The following is a 14,020-nucleotide window of genomic DNA, read 5'->3' as shown; positions in this document are numbered from 1 at the left end:
ATGTCAGGAGAGACCAATATGCGCATTGATATGCATTCCCATTACTACGGTGGTGGGCTGGTCGAGACTTTGCGCGCCCGAAAGTCGCATCCTCGCCTCCGAACACGCACAGATGGGGTCACTGTGATGTCAGCGATGAATGGAGAATTTCCGTTCACCGATGCCTATCATGACCCGCAAGTGTGTCTGGCCGAAATGCGAAAGCAGGGACTGACGCACCGCTTGCTGACCTTCCCCGGAGCACTTGGCGCTGATCTGTTGCCCGCCACGGAAATTGCACCGGTTATCTCTGCCTTTAACGATCACCTTGCCCAGTTGGGAATTGATAGCGATGGTGCACTGATCGGGTTGGCCGGAGTGCCGTTGGGTGATCTTGATATTGCCTGTGCAGAGCTTCGCCGTGTTCGTCGCGATCTGGGTTTGCCGGGAATTATTTTGCCGTCGAACTATTTCAACTCTTTGGCCGAAGCTGACACATTGCGACCGCTATTGGCAGCGGCAAATGAATACGGCTGTCACATCATGCTGCACCCTGGTCTGAAAGTCGGGCAAAACCCGCCGCCGCGCCCCGCGGACCTGATGCAATACCGACTGTCCGCAGTGGAACTGCAATCCAGCGCTTCTCAGGTCGCCTTGACCATGATCATGTCAGACCTGTTGGATTCTTACCCGGCTGTTTCCTTTCAGATAGTCAATTTGGGCGGCACGCTCCCCTTTATTTTTGAGCGGTTAGAAAGCATTGCGCGGCATCGCAACCCGGATGATCCGTTCCCGACCCAGCGTCTGCGTCGGCTCTGGTACGATTGCGCTTCACTTGGGCCACGTGCGTTGGAGGCAGCTGTTAAGCTTTTGGGCGCAGACAGGATTATGCTGGGATCGGATTATCCGATCTTCACGGACGATCCTTATACGCATGCGGTTGTTCCGGCAGCGCTGACCGCCGAAGAAAAGGAGCAGGTGACGTGGAAAACAGCGAACGCATTGCTGAGCCACCTGTCGGAACTTCGCGCGCAAAAATGCACCCCGGGCTAATTTCAATGCGTGACAGCCAAGTTACCTCCCATAGTAGATTGAGGTTCTCTTGCCCGCTATCGGTTCTTGAGGCGCGCCATTAATGTAATGCTGTCTTCAAAACCGATGGCTGTGAAATTGCCATCCTTGAGGATCGCAGCCTCAGTGGGCTCAACCCTGTGTCCGTCGATAGAGCAGCCCTTGTACACTGAAAACAGACACAGAATTTCGTTCGGACCCGCTTGGAGCTTATGAGTGCCTTCACCAGTCAGGCAATCTACGGATGCAGCGCATTGAACAGGATCATAGATTACATTAAAATTGCGCACTGGGCCCGCTTCCAGCCGGCACCACAATTCCAGATCGCCTGAAAACCTGAGCGGATCGGAAAACCGTGCGTTCAACGGTGTCGCAGGGCCAACCAGATCAAAGCCATCTCCCTCGACAACGGTCAGGATGCGAGACATGTCCGGAAATGTGGAAAATGGCCCGTCAGCCTCCACGTCAGCAAGGCTCACACGCCAGACGACGCCCTGCTCGCCACTTCCCCGTGCAATTTCTCGCGTGGTCCCCAAGCCGTTTTTCCACAAGACGGGCTCCAGGGTTCTGGTTCGGACATGTTTCATTTCTGGTCGCATTTCGGGTTAGTCATAGGAAGGCAGCGTATGCTTGCTGTTGTTCGAATTAGGCGTGCCGACGGTTGCAATCCCTAGCCGCATACGAGTACAAACATTATGCAAATAATTTAGACATATTATAGGCCATTTGTCGTGCGGGTGAGCTATCAGGATATAAAATCAAACATCCTAGGCCGCATTCGCGACAACACCTGGCCTCCCGGCGCGGTAGTGCCTGGTGAGATTCAGCTTGCCAAGGAATTTGGCTGTGCGCGGGCCACGGTAAACCGTGCAATGCGCGAACTGGTTGATGATGGCGTTCTAGAGCGTAAGCGCAAGGCAGGAACACGGGTTAAAACAGCCCCGACGCGCCAGGCCCGGATCACAATTCCGCTTATTCAGGAAGAAATCACCAACCTAGGGGCCACCTATCGATATTCGCTTGTTGAGCGCGAGGTTATCGCCGCCCCCGGCTGGTTGCGTGCTCAGGTCAAGATCCCAAAAGGGGGTGAGGTTCTGCATCTCAGATGTATGCACTTTGCCTCAAACAAAGCCTTTCAGTTCGAAGAGCGCTGGATCAATATTGCGACTATTCCTCAGGCACGCGATCAGTCTTTCGAAGAAATTGGGCCAAACGAGTGGCTTGTCCGTGAGGTTCCGTTTACCGAGGTTGAACTGACGTTTTCAGCGACCAACGCCAATCTGGAGGTTGCGGAGTTCCTGGGGGAAAACGAAGGAACGGCCTTGTTTACCGTCGAAAGAACCACTTGGCTGGAGGAGAACAACGTGACTCATGCCAAACTCTATTTTCCTTCCGGTTACAAAATGACGACCAAGCTGTGATGGCATTCGCATTGGGTAGGTTGGCAACCTCGGAAAGGGATCTGTTGCAAACTTTAGACCCTTGACCTTCATGGCGTTACGTTGATTGAGTGGGCAGGGCCGGATCAATCTGATCTCACCGCACAGCAATGTTCTTTGGACGCGAAAGCATGAAAGCCCCTAGAATTGTTGAAGATGAGACGCCCCCGCGGACCGCTTGTTCTTAGGAATTTGGTGGGAACGAACTGAGTTTCTTTTGGCGCATGGACAAATGTTTACGCGAGCCGGACAAGCTCACACGCGAGCAGTGGTTTCATTGGCATTTCAGGTGATGAACAACCTGATCACGTACGCGACAATGGCCAGGCACAAAACACTGCCGAACCAGATCGCGCCGAACCAGAAAACTCGTTTTAGCGTTTTCAATGGTAGTTCTCCTCTGGATCGATCTTCCCACGGAAAACCCAGTAGGTGTAGGCGGTGTAAGCCAGGATCACTGGCAGCAGAGTGACTGCTCCGACCAGAGCGAAAGCCAAACTGCTGTCTGGCGCGGCGGCTTCAGCAATCGTGAGGCTTGGAGGCAGCATATAGGGATAGAAGCTGATCCCGATACCAATGAAGCACACGACGAACAGGGCAATGGCGCAGACAAAGGGCTGATAGTCGCGCTGTTCCGTTATGCCACGATCGAGCTTCCATGAAATGGCAGTTACAAGAGCCGGCACAAGCACAGTGAAAACGACGCCGGGCCCCGAAAACCATCTGACCATATAGATCGGGTCTTGGAACGGGGTCAAAAGACTGACAAGACCGATCAGCCCGAGTGTCATAAGCATCAACGGACGGACATAGGAGCGCATCTGACGCTGAATCTTTCCAGTGGTTTTCATGTTGAGCCACGTCGCGCCCAGCAAGGCATACCCGATCACAAGGGCCACACCTGTCAGGACAGAGAACGGCGTCAGCCAATCCCACCATCCACCGGCATAATGCCGACCTTCGACCGGGATTCCCTGAACCAGCGCGCCAAGCGCGATGCCCTGGCAAAGTGCGGCCACGGTTGAACCACCGTGAAACGCAACATCCCAAAGCCAGCGCCCGCGTACCGTTCGCCATCGGTATTCGAAGGCAACACCACGAAAAACAAGCGCAAGAAGCATGATGATGACAGGCACATAAAGCGCGGGCATCACTACAGAATAGGCCAACGGGAAAACAGCAAACAAACCTCCGCCGCCCATGACCAGCCACGTCTCGTTTCCATCCCAAACCGGTGTGACCGAGTTCATCATGACATCACGGTCCTTTTCGGTTTTTGCGAATGGAAAGAGGATCCCAATTCCAAGATCGAAACCGTCCAGGATCACATAGGTCAGAACGGCAAAGGCAATGATGCCTGCCCAGATTGTCGAGAGTTCAAGCATCATGCTGCCTCCGCCAAGGTAAAGATTTCAATGGGTTTTTGAGCTTTCTGGAAGTCTTCGACAGGCGGTTTTCCCATGAGACGCAGCATGTAGAACGTGCCTGCTCCGAACACCGCGAAATACACGACGATGAAGGCAATCAGAGACGCCGCAACTGCAGGCGCATCCACTTGGGAAAGGGAGTCCGATGTCCGCATCAGCCCGTACACCGTGTAAGGTTGGCGCCCCACTTCGGTGGTGATCCAACCGGCCAGTACCGCCACAAATCCGCTGGGCGCCAACAGGACGGATGCGCGGTGCAACCAGCGATCTTCGTTGAGGCGGCCCCGAACCCGCTGAACAAGCGACCACAACCCGACGCCCAGCATGGCAAAGCCGATGGCAAGCATGACGCGGAAGCTGTAGAAAACGATCGCGACCGGGGGTTCTTCGTCGTCGGGAATGGTGTCCAGCCCGTCAAGCGGCGCGTTCAGATCATGTTTCAGGATCAGCGACGATAGCTTCGGAATTTCGATGGCGTAGTCCACGCGCTTTTCATCTTCGTTTGGAATGCCGAACAGGATAAGCGGTGCACCTTCGGGGTGGCTGTCAAAGTGACCTTCCATCGCCATCACTTTCTGCGGTTGATGCTCCAGCGTGTTCAAACCATGAAGGTCGCCCGCGACGATCTGCAGAGGAGTAACCAAAACAGCCATCCACATTGCCATCGAGAACATGCGGGTGACCTCGGCCGTTCGATTGCGGCGTAGCAGGTGCCAAGCCGCAACCCCCGCCACCACAAAGGCAGTGGTGAGATATGCCGCCAGCACCATGTGTGTCAGGCGGTAGGGGAAAGACGGGTTAAAGACGATCGACCACCAATCCACTGGGATGAATTGCCCCAGCTCGTTGACGTCAAATCCGGCCGGGGTCTGCATCCAGGAATTGACTGAAAGAATCCACGTGGCCGATATCAGAGTGCCAAGGGCAACCATCGCCGTGGCCATCATGTGCAAGCCGGGACCCACGCGTTCGCGACCGAAAAGCATGATGCCTAGGAAGCCTGCCTCAAGGAAGAAGGCCGTCATCACCTCGTATGCCATCAAGGGCCCGATCACAGGCCCGGCGGTATCCGAGAATGTGCTCCAATTCGTGCCAAATTGGTAAGACATCACAATGCCGGACACGACACCCATCGCGAAGCCGACAGCGAATATCTTTTTCCAGTAGTTGAAGAGATTGAGGTAAGCCTTGTCCTTGCGCCAAAGCCAAAGGCCATTGAGGACGGCCAGGAAGCTTGCCAGGCCGATGGAAAAGGCCGGGAAGATGATGTGGAACGACACAGTAAAGGCAAACTGGATGCGTGCCAGGGTCTCTGCGTCAAAGTTTGCTAGTAGGTTCATTGCCGTTTCCTTTGGCGTCGGATTGGAAAGAGCGGCAGTCACCTGGGTTGCTTCGGTTGCCAGCTCGTCGATGTTATTCAGATGAGCAGGATTTGGGGCAGAGGACGTTTTAGTTCGTTTGGGTTCTGGACGGTTGTTTTTGGATTTTGGACAAAACCCAGGTCGAGAATGGCAAGAAAGGAAGCGGAATTTGAAACGCGAAGTCAGGGCACGGCCGGTATTTAAGTGCCCTAAACAAAGTTGCCACCCGGCTCGTTTGTGAGCCGGATGGCAACCTATCAGAAACTGTGCGAGTTCTGTTCGGGGTGGTCAGTCACGTTGCGTCTGGATGCTAACAGCGCAGGGCCGATGGACCTTATGCTGACCGGTCAGTTTTGTTCGGCTGTGTTTCCTCCTTTTTTCGGCGCGTTTGGGATGGCGTTTCAGTCTTCGTTCCAGTCCTTATGGTCATCTTTGAAGTCGTCGCGGCGTTCTTGTGCCTCGTCCTGCGCGTCTTCGAAATTGTCCTTCTGGATCGCACCGCCCACGGCACCAACCGCAGCGCCGGCGGCTGCGCCGCCTACGATGCTTTCGCCGGCAATGCCCGCGACAGTAGCGCCGACAACTGCGCCTTTGATGGCTTTATCGGTGACATAATCAGCATGAGCTGTGGCTGCCATGGTGATCAGAAGGGCGCCGGAGATCGGGGCGATAAAGAATTTCTTCGAGGTTTTCATAGGTTCATCCTTGTTCTGGGTCAGCAACCACCGCGGCTGCTGTGTGCCATTGAACTAGGTGACCCCATGGCCTGCTTTCTTTTGGGGACAGGACAAGGTTTTGTGGATCTTGGACATCTTACGGCCCTGCGCGCTGCACAGGCCAGGAGACTTAGCGGCCAGCTTTACGAAACCTGGCTGGCGTTTCACCTGTCCATCGCTTGAACGCCACTGAAAAAGCCGCCTGATCCGCAAATCCAAGCATGAAGGCAACGCGGGCAACACCCTCCCCACTGCGAAGCATCCGTTTGGACAGGTCGCACAACACCCCCTCTAAAAGTGCTCTAAAGCTTGTTCCCTCGGCTGACAGGTGCCGGGTCATTGTGCGTCGCGTCAATCCAAGCTCTCCGGCTATTTGATCGCCGTTTGGTATTGGACCGGGAAGACGTTCCCCGAGCATCTCTATAATGCGATCAGACAGACTTCGGACCGCATCAGGTTGAGCCTTTAGCTGCTCTTCCCCATGCCGGCGCAAATGCCCCAACAAAGTAGGGTCTGCAGTCGGGATCCGAAAACTCATACCGTTTGGGGGCAGAGCCAACGCATATCCGGACTTGAACCCTTCTACGGCGCACCCGGCCAACTCGGCCAGCAGCTTACAATGCTCGACGTCGTCCGTTTCCAACTCGATTGAGATAGGGGCAAATCCGCCCGAGGTGATCTGTTGAACGCGCTTATAGAGACCGAAAACCAGCATTTCGCGATGGCGAGGATATTGATGCGCCGGGATCACGCTACTTTCCAGCGTGATCTTGGGTTCATCAGGCGCCCCTACAACATCCAGATGCAGGTCAGGGTCTTGCATTGCATAAAAGCGCTGTGTCAATGCCAGTGCGTCTTCGACCGTTTCTGCTGCCCGCACAATGTAAGCCAAAAGCGTTCCGGGACCTTGCGCAGAAAGCCCCACCCGCGCGGCAAAGGTCTTGTCTTCTAAAACACGACACACAGTTTCAACGGCGCCCGCTTCATGAAGCAGTTCGACAGTGGCGTCTGGGCTGTTGCCGATATCCGAGGGTGCCCCTGCCATTTCCAGAATTTCAGGAAACGGAATGCGCGCACCGGGCTCTTGCGAATAACGCAACCCGACACTTTGCAGTCTGTATGCACTGATCCGTGGCACTTTCGCTTCCTCCCCTGATGGGCACACACCGCCCTGTAATTCCTGCAATTGTCCAAAAGCCAACAACAAATGTCCAGAACCCTAAGGATCGCGGGGGCGATGACGGTTAGGTCCCGATCATCAGAAAGGACAAGGCAATGATCTACTTCGCAAGGTACTACCGCGTTTTTAAGGCAATCAACGTCTCTGCCAGACAGGAATTGTCAGGAGGCAACATTTACGGCCTACACGCTTCGTCGCTTGGCGAGAAAACACCGAACGGGCGTCGCTGGGATCCCCCCTACGCCCCGCCGGAACAACCCTCAGAACCATCACAACAACCGACCGAGAACTGACGTTCTCAAGACACCGAAAATCTTCACGCACCGCGTGACTGCGTAAATCAAGGACCTGAAACATGAAACCACCCGCGTTCCTGATGGCGCCTGTACTTGGCATCATCTCAACTCCCGCCTTCGCCGCTGGCGGCGACCCCAGATGGTGGGTCGCGCCCAATCAAACTGACACCTATGCTTGGGTCGGCCTGATTGTCCTCTTCCTTGCGATCCTACTGGTCGTACACCTCTATGCCCGCTTTGAACGCTATACGGAGCGCAAATCAATCGGCACTCCGCTGCGCACAACTATTCCGGTGATGCTGACCATAGCCTTGGCATACGAATTGATGCCCGCGCTCAGCCACTTCAGCATTCTGCTGCCAGGCGCGTTGATCCTGACCGCGATCGCCCGCGACTTCATGTTGTGGTGGCGTCCTTCGAAAGAGGAGTTGGTATAATGATCGAATTGCTCGTCACTTCTTTTCCGTTTGTCCTGCGCGTGATCTACCTTAAATGGCGCGGGCTGCCTGTCACCTTGTACAACGTTCACCGGGCTCTTTTCATGTGGTTCGTCCTGGCCCTGATCGTGTTCTTTGCTGTATTTTACTACTACCCCAAGTCCTACACTGGCCTTGTGCCCTTCAGAACCGTTCCTGTCGTCGCCGAGAACGGCGGAACAGTGACCGATATCTATGTAAAAGGTGGAGATCGTGTCGAACCGGGCGACCCGCTTTTTGCAGTTGAGAACTCCTCCGAAGAGGCTGCCGTAAAATTCGCGATGCGAAAAGTTGAGGAAATAGAAAGCGCGAAACTGGCAGCTGAACTGCAAGTCGAAACCGCCCAAGCCGTTCTTGATGCTGCGATTACTTCAAGGGAGCAAGCCGAACTGTCCCTGATGGATCATCGCGCACTTCAAGCCAAAAACTCTGCTGCATTCCAAGTGAGCCAGCTGGAACGCGCACAAGCCACCTTGGATACCCGATCAGCAGAAGTTGAGGCCGCGGAAACTCAATTGGGTGTGGCCCAAGTTCAAGCGACTGCCGTATTGCCTGCACAGCTTGCATCGGCACGAGCTTCGCTGGAACAAGCACAAGTGGAGTTGTCCAAAACTCTGACGCTCAGCTCCGTTGACGGAGTGGTAGAACAGGTCACTCTCAACGTCGGATCACGCGCCGCACAAGCCGCAATGAGCCCCGCAATGCTCATCGTGCCAGACAGGAAAGATGTTGAACGTGGACGTATCGTTGCCGGTTTCTCGCAGGTTTCACGCACGGAATTGTACGAGGGAATGGCGGCAGAAGTGGCATGCGAAAGCAACTTCAACATCTCGATGCGCAATACCGTTCTTCCCGCAAGGATCGTACGCATTCAAGAGTCGATTTCTTCCGGTCAGCTTGCGCCCAGCGGTCGCCTGATCGAGCCGAGTGAAAAGGCAAAACGGGGTCAGATCGTTGTGCATCTTGACCTGGTACACCCAGAGCACCGCGATCTTTTGGTGCCAGGCAGTGGTTGCATCGTTCAATCCTACACCACCAATTTTGAAGGTGACATGGAAGGCACAATTGTCGCTCACGGGATCCAGGCCATGGGTATCATCAAGGCTGTCGGTTTGCGGGTCAAAGCTTGGTTCGGTCTGACTTCGGGTATCGGCTTGATAGGTGGTGGGCACGCCTGATATTCCAAATACCCTCATTTTCAACAACACGGCTTCCGACAAAAGTTGGGAGCCGTTTCGACTTTTTGCGGACAGAGAACACACCAAGTAAATTATTGTTCCATTGCGATTTTGCGGTTTCAGCTAAAGTCGGGAATGCGGGCTGTGACCGCACCATTTGAAGACCGTTCTAAAGGTCGGCTTTGGGCTGCCCACGCTTGGGCAGCATGAAACAAAGTGTGAACATGGAGCATCAGATATGCCAGCCGGTGAGAGCTCGATGCGGTAGGGCCTTAAATGTCCCGCTCAGGTTCACGCAAAATAGTCGAATTCGCAATTGGCAGCTCGTCGGAAACTACTCTGACACAACAGCGAAGACCTCAACTTGCTCCCTGATGCCATTCATCTCCACCTCTCCCTGGCTTACTGCCTCTACTACGCTTTCAATGACTGCCCAAGCTTGGGCGGAAATCAGTATCTCATTGTGGGTGGCCACGTCGCAAAGCCGCGCGGCCATGTTGATCGAAGTTCCTGAGGCAGTGTACTCAAATCGTCCTGCTGAACCGACGATACCGACGGTGGCATAGCCAAACGAGATGCTAACTCCATAACAAACTCGATGACCCAGTTTTCCCATTTGGCGCAGAGCGATTGCAGTGTATCGCGCATGGTCGGCGCCCGGCGCGATGGCCTTGGTCGGCTTGATATAGTTGCGCAGCTTGCCCGTGATCACGACACGTGGTTCGCCATAGGTTGCAACCAGTCGGCCGACGGAACGCTTTGCAGCCTCGGCACTGCGGCGAGATTGAATCACAATGTCGGGTACATCTCAAATGCCATCGATCGCACACCATAGCCAATGTTTCACGCCGTTGATCGGGACGACCACTTCGTCCATATGCCATTTGTCGTGCGGCCGGGGCCGGTCGTGCCGGATACAGGCCGCGAACTGAGACCCGAAGCGGTTCACCCAGAGACGAACCGCTTCATGACTGGCAATGACGCCACGCACCGCCAGCAGGTCCTCGATATCTGCCGTGCGAGAGCAAACCAGTGATATGCCCTCACCGTATAGGCGATGATTTCGCGAGGAAAACGGAAGCCCTTCAGCCGCCGCAAAGAGGACGGTATAGCCATGGGACCGCGCTATCCGAGAAGGGCAACGCGAACAGATTAGCAACGCTTTTCAAAGAGAACATGCCGAAAACTGTTAAAGAACTAAACGCCGAGAACAAACGTCGGAACCTGCGCACTTGTCAATTCAGATAAAAAGTTTGCTGCACATCCTTTTTTCACCCCGTGGCAGGCACCCACAAACCGCCGATTTCTGTCTTCGCAATACGTATGGTCAACGCCATAGCGACTATCCAGCCGGTCACTACGGCCGCGGCCGTTCCGAACCACACCCCGGTTTCGTTGAATCCCAATATGCCAATAAACACCCAAACAAAGAACGCGACCCCAAAGGCCTGGCGATAAAGGCTGATCCAAACGGTCCAAATAGGTTTTTTGAAGGCCTGCAAAAGTGAGTTGATTGAAAACAGCATCATGTAAAAAGGCAGGATCAGACTGTCGACTCGTAGATATCCCACACCAACGCGTACAACCTCTGGGTCCGCTGTAAAAAGGCGCATCACTAAGGGACCACCAAGCCAGAGGATCGGGATCGCAACCAGCGACATATAAAACCCGACTCGCCAGCAATAGAACAACGCGGCGCGCACCCGCTGGCTGTCCCGAGCACCGAAATTCTGTGAGGCGATTGGCAGTAGGGCACCCGTGACACCCAGAATGGGCAGCAACAAAACCTGTTCAAGCCGTATAGCGATTGCATAACCAGCAATTGCATGTTCACCAAACAGCTTCAGCGCAAACTGCAGCACAAAGGCCGACAACAACATGATCGTAAACGAAAAGGCAGTGGGCAGAACCTGCAGCGAAATTTCTGCAAACCGTTTTAGGCGTGGTCTGAAATAGGCCGCGCGCATACGTTTCATTCGCCTTCGCCGAAGAACCTGCCGGATCAAAAAGATCATCACGCCTGTCTGGCTGATCACCGTGGATAAAGCCAAACCGTTGAAGCCGATGCCCGGAATCACGCCCGGAATTCCGTAGATCAGAAGGGGATTCAGGATGATGTTCGCCAGAAACGCGACGATAAGTGCCCGTTGCATAGACACTGCGTCGCCATGGGCCTGCAAGATGCCATTACATCCATGAGCCAGAAGAAATCCCGGCATTGCCAAAAGCAACCAATAGAAATAGCGAAGCCCGGCTTCACGATAAACGCCTGGTTCCGAGACAAGCTTGATTAACAATGGGCCGAACCAAAGCCCTGCCAGGGCAAGCAGGCAAGACGCAACGATTCCGTAAGTTATCCCTTGGGCCGCTAGGCGTCGTGCCGCTCGGTTGTCGCCTGCACCCAGAGCGTTTCCAACCAGTGCACTCATAGCTGCACCCAGCCCGACGCCCACGGAAATAGAGATGAAGAAAGCTTGAAAGCCAAGGGCCAGCCCAGCTTGGGCGCTAGTCGACAACAGCCCGGCAAAGAAGATGTCGACGATGTTGTAAAGTGTACTGAAAAGCATTCCGACCGCGCCGGGTATCGCCAATGTTCGGAAATGGCCTGCAATGGACCCTTGGGTCAGATTAAGGTCGATTGCCTGAGCCATGTTAACTGGGTGTCATGGGCGCTCGGCCTGAACTGTTAGAAAGACAAACTCAGGGGTCAGAACATCTTCGAACCCGTGGTTGAGTTCAGCGTCCACACTGATCGTGTCGCCAGCTGACAGCGTAAAGCGGGCCTCGCCATATCGGTAAACGGCTTGGCCCTCGAGTGCCTGTACAAACACTACGCCGTGGCCGACATAAGTGGGCGGCGGCCCGCCTTCGCGCAATAAAGTCACGCGACGCGCCTGAAATCGCAGGTCTTTACGAGAATGCAGTGAAAGATTGACGTACTCGTGGCTGTGCCCCGCCGAGATACGGTTTGATTTCAGTCCCTCACCATGGCGCACGAGAGTGTAGTCAGTGTGATCTGTACGCGCTTCGCGGAACAAAGAAACAATCGGAACTTCGAGCGCTTCGGCCAGTGCCGCCAGAGTGTCGATTGAGGGAGAAACCAACCCATTTTCGATCCGGCTGATCATAGCGGCTGAGATGCCGGACTGTTCTGCCAAGCTACGAGCGGATTGCTTCCGACTTTGCCGTAGTTCCTTCAGCGAGGCCCCGATGGCACGGTCGATCTGTCTGCCTGGAGTGTCTCCTTGCATGATCCGTCCTTTCAGTCGCTGCTATAATACCCCACCACATCGCCATCGGTGGTGACACCAAGGCCATTCAGCAACCGGTTGGCGTAGTTGAAGTAACCTACGATCTGGTTGATTTCGAGAATCTCGCCGTCCTCCCAACCGGTGTGTTTCAGGGCTGCCACATCAGAATCGACCATCGTACCCGGCGAAAGTGTAAGCTTTTCCGCATAGGTCAGTGCCGCCAAATGTGCGCCGTCGAACGCATCCTGCGGGCGATGTGCCTCGAGTGCGGCTTCGATCTTGTCGGCGCGTGTGGCGTCGTCGATCAGGTGACGGGCGTTGGACCAGTGGTTAGCATAGGAATAGGGGCAGGTGTTGAGAGTGGATACGTAGGAACTGATCACTTCCTGAAACCACATGGGAACTTTGTTCGCCTCATCGTGCAGACAGGCTCGATACAGAATCACATGCCCCTTCATGGTGTTAGGCCGCAGGGAATGCACCCGCATGACATTGTCGATAGTGCCGTGCGGTGTACGCGCCAGATCCAAAGTGGCCTTCAGATGCGAGTCAGCATCTTCGTCAGATATCATGCTGATCCAGGCAGACATTTGCGGTTCCTCCCTTGGTCGTCAGTATTATCTGAGGGCAGATCATAAATTGTCCTCTGAGTTTTTTATTGACGAGTATTGCATATTAAGCAACCATATTAATTAGTGTGCAACGTATTTGAGGAGGCTCAGGCCTTGCCCGACTGCCCCAAACAATCGCAGCGCCAGCCCGGCCTCGGCTGTTTTGTCAGGCCTGGCACCACGACATGCCGGCCTGCCTTTGCAGGAACGGTGGAGAAAACTCCTTTGCACGCCCGGTCCATCAAAAGACAAATTCGCATGGTGTCCCGAACCCAAGCAGGTACGACATGAACCAAGCCACTCCGATGATTGAAGTGACCAATCTGGATAAATATTACGGTGCGTTTCACGCGCTGAAAAACATCGATCTGACGGTCCATCAGGGTGAAAAAGTCGTGATCTGCGGTCCCTCGGGATCGGGGAAATCGACGCTGATCCGGTGCTTTAACGGGCTGGAGTGGCACAACTCCGGCCGCCTCGTGATCGATGGGATCGAGGTTTATGACGGGGCCAAAGAAATTCGCGAGCTGCGGCAGGAAGTCGGTATGGTCTTTCAGCAGTTCAACCTGTTTCCACACCTGACAGTGCTAGAGAATCTGACGATCGGTCCGATGAAAGTGCGCGGGATATCCAAGGCGCAGGCCGAAGAAACTGCACGCAACTATCTTGAACGCGTTCATATCCCGGAACAGGCTGACAAGTACCCGGCGCAGCTGTCGGGCGGGCAACAGCAGCGCGTGGCAATTGCGCGGTCTCTGTGCATGGAAACTCGGATCATGCTGTTTGACGAACCGACATCCGCGCTGGACCCCGAGATGATCAATGAGGTGTTGGATGTGATGGTCGAGCTGGCCGATACCGGCATGACTATGGTTGTCGTCACTCACGAGATGGGCTTTGCCCGTAAGGTCGCTGATACGATGGTCTTTATGGAGGCGGGCCAGATCGTCGAGGTTTCGCCACCCGAACAGTTTTTCACCAACCCCTCGAGCGAACGCTGCCGTTTGTTCCTAGATCAGATCTTGGCGCATTGAC

The 14,020-nt window shown here is 54.7% G+C and carries 15 protein-coding genes and 1 pseudogene; 5 read left to right on the top strand and 11 right to left on the bottom strand.

Going from position 1 to position 14,020, the window contains the following annotated elements; genetic code table 11:
* The first annotated feature begins 18 nt into the window (after positions 1-18).
* Positions 19-1,032 (top strand): amidohydrolase family protein, encoded by a 1,014-nt coding sequence (locus tag AC2FIO_RS17255; protein WP_496699185.1) that lies wholly within the window; start codon positions 19-21, stop codon positions 1,030-1,032.
* Positions 1,033-1,088: 56 nt separating this feature from the next.
* Here the strand turns inward: AC2FIO_RS17255 and AC2FIO_RS17250 are convergent, their stop codons facing one another.
* Complete coding sequence (locus AC2FIO_RS17250) at positions 1,089-1,637, bottom strand: HutD/Ves family protein (protein WP_496699183.1); 549 nt, start codon at positions 1,635-1,637, stop codon at positions 1,089-1,091.
* Positions 1,638-1,787: 150 nt separating this feature from the next.
* On the opposite strand from AC2FIO_RS17250, the gene hutC reads away from it, so the two are divergent.
* Complete coding sequence (gene hutC, locus AC2FIO_RS17245; RefSeq protein WP_496699181.1) at positions 1,788-2,471, top strand: histidine utilization transcriptional repressor HutC; 684 nt, start codon at positions 1,788-1,790, stop codon at positions 2,469-2,471.
* Positions 2,472-2,774: 303 nt separating this feature from the next.
* On the opposite strand, the gene AC2FIO_RS17240 is transcribed toward hutC, so the two are convergent.
* The 5 genes from AC2FIO_RS17240 to AC2FIO_RS17220 all read right to left on the bottom strand — a co-directional run bounded on the left by AC2FIO_RS17240 (position 2,775) and on the right by AC2FIO_RS17220 (position 7,131).
* Positions 2,775-2,876 (bottom strand): DUF2474 family protein, encoded by a 102-nt coding sequence (locus tag AC2FIO_RS17240; RefSeq protein WP_496699179.1) that lies wholly within the window; start codon positions 2,874-2,876, stop codon positions 2,775-2,777.
* Positions 2,873-3,877, bottom strand: a complete 1,005-nt coding sequence (gene cydB, locus AC2FIO_RS17235) for a cytochrome d ubiquinol oxidase subunit II (protein ID WP_496699177.1) — start codon at positions 3,875-3,877, stop codon at positions 2,873-2,875. The genes AC2FIO_RS17240 and cydB overlap by 4 nt, the downstream gene beginning before the upstream one ends.
* Complete coding sequence (locus tag AC2FIO_RS17230; RefSeq protein ID WP_496699176.1) at positions 3,874-5,256, bottom strand: cytochrome ubiquinol oxidase subunit I; 1,383 nt, start codon at positions 5,254-5,256, stop codon at positions 3,874-3,876. Before AC2FIO_RS17230 ends, cydB begins: the two co-directional genes overlap by 4 nt.
* Before the next feature lie 422 nt (positions 5,257-5,678).
* Positions 5,679-5,972 carry a glycine zipper domain-containing protein gene (locus tag AC2FIO_RS17225; RefSeq protein ID WP_145975873.1) on the bottom strand — a complete coding sequence of 98 codons (294 nt, stop codon included), beginning with the start codon at positions 5,970-5,972 and terminating at the stop codon, positions 5,679-5,681.
* A gap of 151 nt (positions 5,973-6,123) precedes the next feature.
* Positions 6,124-7,131, bottom strand: a complete 1,008-nt coding sequence (locus tag AC2FIO_RS17220; RefSeq protein ID WP_496699175.1) for a helix-turn-helix domain-containing protein — start codon at positions 7,129-7,131, stop codon at positions 6,124-6,126.
* A 397-nt stretch (positions 7,132-7,528) separates the two neighbouring features.
* Here AC2FIO_RS17220 and AC2FIO_RS17215 point away from each other — a divergent pair, with 397 nt between their 5' ends.
* Together AC2FIO_RS17215 and AC2FIO_RS17210 are read left to right on the top strand one after the other, a co-directional pair.
* Positions 7,529-7,906: a hypothetical protein gene (locus AC2FIO_RS17215; protein WP_058273728.1), complete on the top strand. Its 378-nt coding sequence runs from the start codon at positions 7,529-7,531 to the stop codon at positions 7,904-7,906.
* On the top strand, positions 7,906-9,123 hold the full coding sequence (locus AC2FIO_RS17210) for an HlyD family secretion protein (protein WP_496699173.1): 1,218 nt from the start codon (positions 7,906-7,908) through the stop codon (positions 9,121-9,123). The genes AC2FIO_RS17215 and AC2FIO_RS17210 overlap by 1 nt, the downstream gene beginning before the upstream one ends.
* 334 nt (positions 9,124-9,457) lie before the next feature.
* Here the strand turns inward: AC2FIO_RS17210 and AC2FIO_RS17205 are convergent, their stop codons facing one another.
* The 5 genes and pseudogenes from AC2FIO_RS17205 to AC2FIO_RS17185 all read right to left on the bottom strand — a co-directional run bounded on the left by AC2FIO_RS17205 (position 9,458) and on the right by AC2FIO_RS17185 (position 12,964).
* A complete protein-coding gene (locus AC2FIO_RS17205; RefSeq protein WP_496699280.1) occupies positions 9,458-9,739 on the bottom strand; it encodes an adenylate/guanylate cyclase domain-containing protein in 282 nt (93 codons plus the stop codon).
* A gap of 12 nt (positions 9,740-9,751) precedes the next feature.
* Positions 9,752-10,239: pseudogene (locus AC2FIO_RS17200) on the bottom strand (IS6 family transposase); the annotation flags it as partial.
* 155 nt (positions 10,240-10,394) lie between these two features.
* The gene (locus AC2FIO_RS17195; RefSeq protein WP_282121051.1) at positions 10,395-11,774 is read right to left on the bottom strand and encodes an MATE family efflux transporter; all 1,380 of its coding nucleotides are present in this window, start codon (positions 11,772-11,774) and stop codon (positions 10,395-10,397) included.
* A gap of 12 nt (positions 11,775-11,786) precedes the next feature.
* On the bottom strand, positions 11,787-12,374 hold the full coding sequence (locus AC2FIO_RS17190) for a helix-turn-helix domain-containing protein (protein ID WP_496699170.1): 588 nt from the start codon (positions 12,372-12,374) through the stop codon (positions 11,787-11,789).
* 11 nt (positions 12,375-12,385) lie between these two features.
* Complete coding sequence (locus AC2FIO_RS17185) at positions 12,386-12,964, bottom strand: carboxymuconolactone decarboxylase family protein (RefSeq protein ID WP_282121049.1); 579 nt, start codon at positions 12,962-12,964, stop codon at positions 12,386-12,388.
* Between the two features lie 308 nt (positions 12,965-13,272).
* On the opposite strand from AC2FIO_RS17185, the gene AC2FIO_RS17180 reads away from it, so the two are divergent.
* Positions 13,273-14,019: an amino acid ABC transporter ATP-binding protein gene (locus tag AC2FIO_RS17180; protein ID WP_282121048.1), complete on the top strand. Its 747-nt coding sequence runs from the start codon at positions 13,273-13,275 to the stop codon at positions 14,017-14,019.
* Position 14,020: the final 1 nt, after the last annotated feature.

It is taken from the genome of Ruegeria sp. CDSB086, from assembly GCF_059611065.1.
The sequence above is the reverse complement of the archived record's forward strand: the minus strand, read 5'-3'. Positions and strand labels throughout refer to the sequence as shown.

What these genes read in the sequence shown, in the direction of transcription:
- AC2FIO_RS17255 (WP_496699185.1), top strand. Translation starts at nt 19, where the DNA reads ATGCGCATTGATATGCATTCCCATTACTACGGTGGTGGGCTGGTCGAG.
- AC2FIO_RS17250 (WP_496699183.1), bottom strand. Translation starts at nt 1,637, where the DNA reads ATGAAACATGTCCGAACCAGAACCCTGGAGCCCGTCTTGTGGAAAAAC.
- cydB (WP_496699177.1), bottom strand. Translation starts at nt 3,877, where the DNA reads ATGATGCTTGAACTCTCGACAATCTGGGCAGGCATCATTGCCTTTGCC.
- AC2FIO_RS17230 (WP_496699176.1), bottom strand. Translation starts at nt 5,256, where the DNA reads ATGAACCTACTAGCAAACTTTGACGCAGAGACCCTGGCACGCATCCAG.
- AC2FIO_RS17225 (WP_145975873.1), bottom strand. Translation starts at nt 5,972, where the DNA reads ATGAAAACCTCGAAGAAATTCTTTATCGCCCCGATCTCCGGCGCCCTT.
- AC2FIO_RS17215 (WP_058273728.1), top strand. Translation starts at nt 7,529, where the DNA reads ATGAAACCACCCGCGTTCCTGATGGCGCCTGTACTTGGCATCATCTCA.
- AC2FIO_RS17210 (WP_496699173.1), top strand. Translation starts at nt 7,906, where the DNA reads ATGATCGAATTGCTCGTCACTTCTTTTCCGTTTGTCCTGCGCGTGATC.
- AC2FIO_RS17205 (WP_496699280.1), bottom strand. Translation starts at nt 9,739, where the DNA reads ATGGGAAAACTGGGTCATCGAGTTTGTTATGGAGTTAGCATCTCGTTT.
- AC2FIO_RS17195 (WP_282121051.1), bottom strand. Translation starts at nt 11,774, where the DNA reads ATGGCTCAGGCAATCGACCTTAATCTGACCCAAGGGTCCATTGCAGGC.
- AC2FIO_RS17190 (WP_496699170.1), bottom strand. Translation starts at nt 12,374, where the DNA reads ATGCAAGGAGACACTCCAGGCAGACAGATCGACCGTGCCATCGGGGCC.
- AC2FIO_RS17185 (WP_282121049.1), bottom strand. Translation starts at nt 12,964, where the DNA reads ATGTCTGCCTGGATCAGCATGATATCTGACGAAGATGCTGACTCGCAT.
- AC2FIO_RS17180 (WP_282121048.1), top strand. Translation starts at nt 13,273, where the DNA reads ATGAACCAAGCCACTCCGATGATTGAAGTGACCAATCTGGATAAATAT.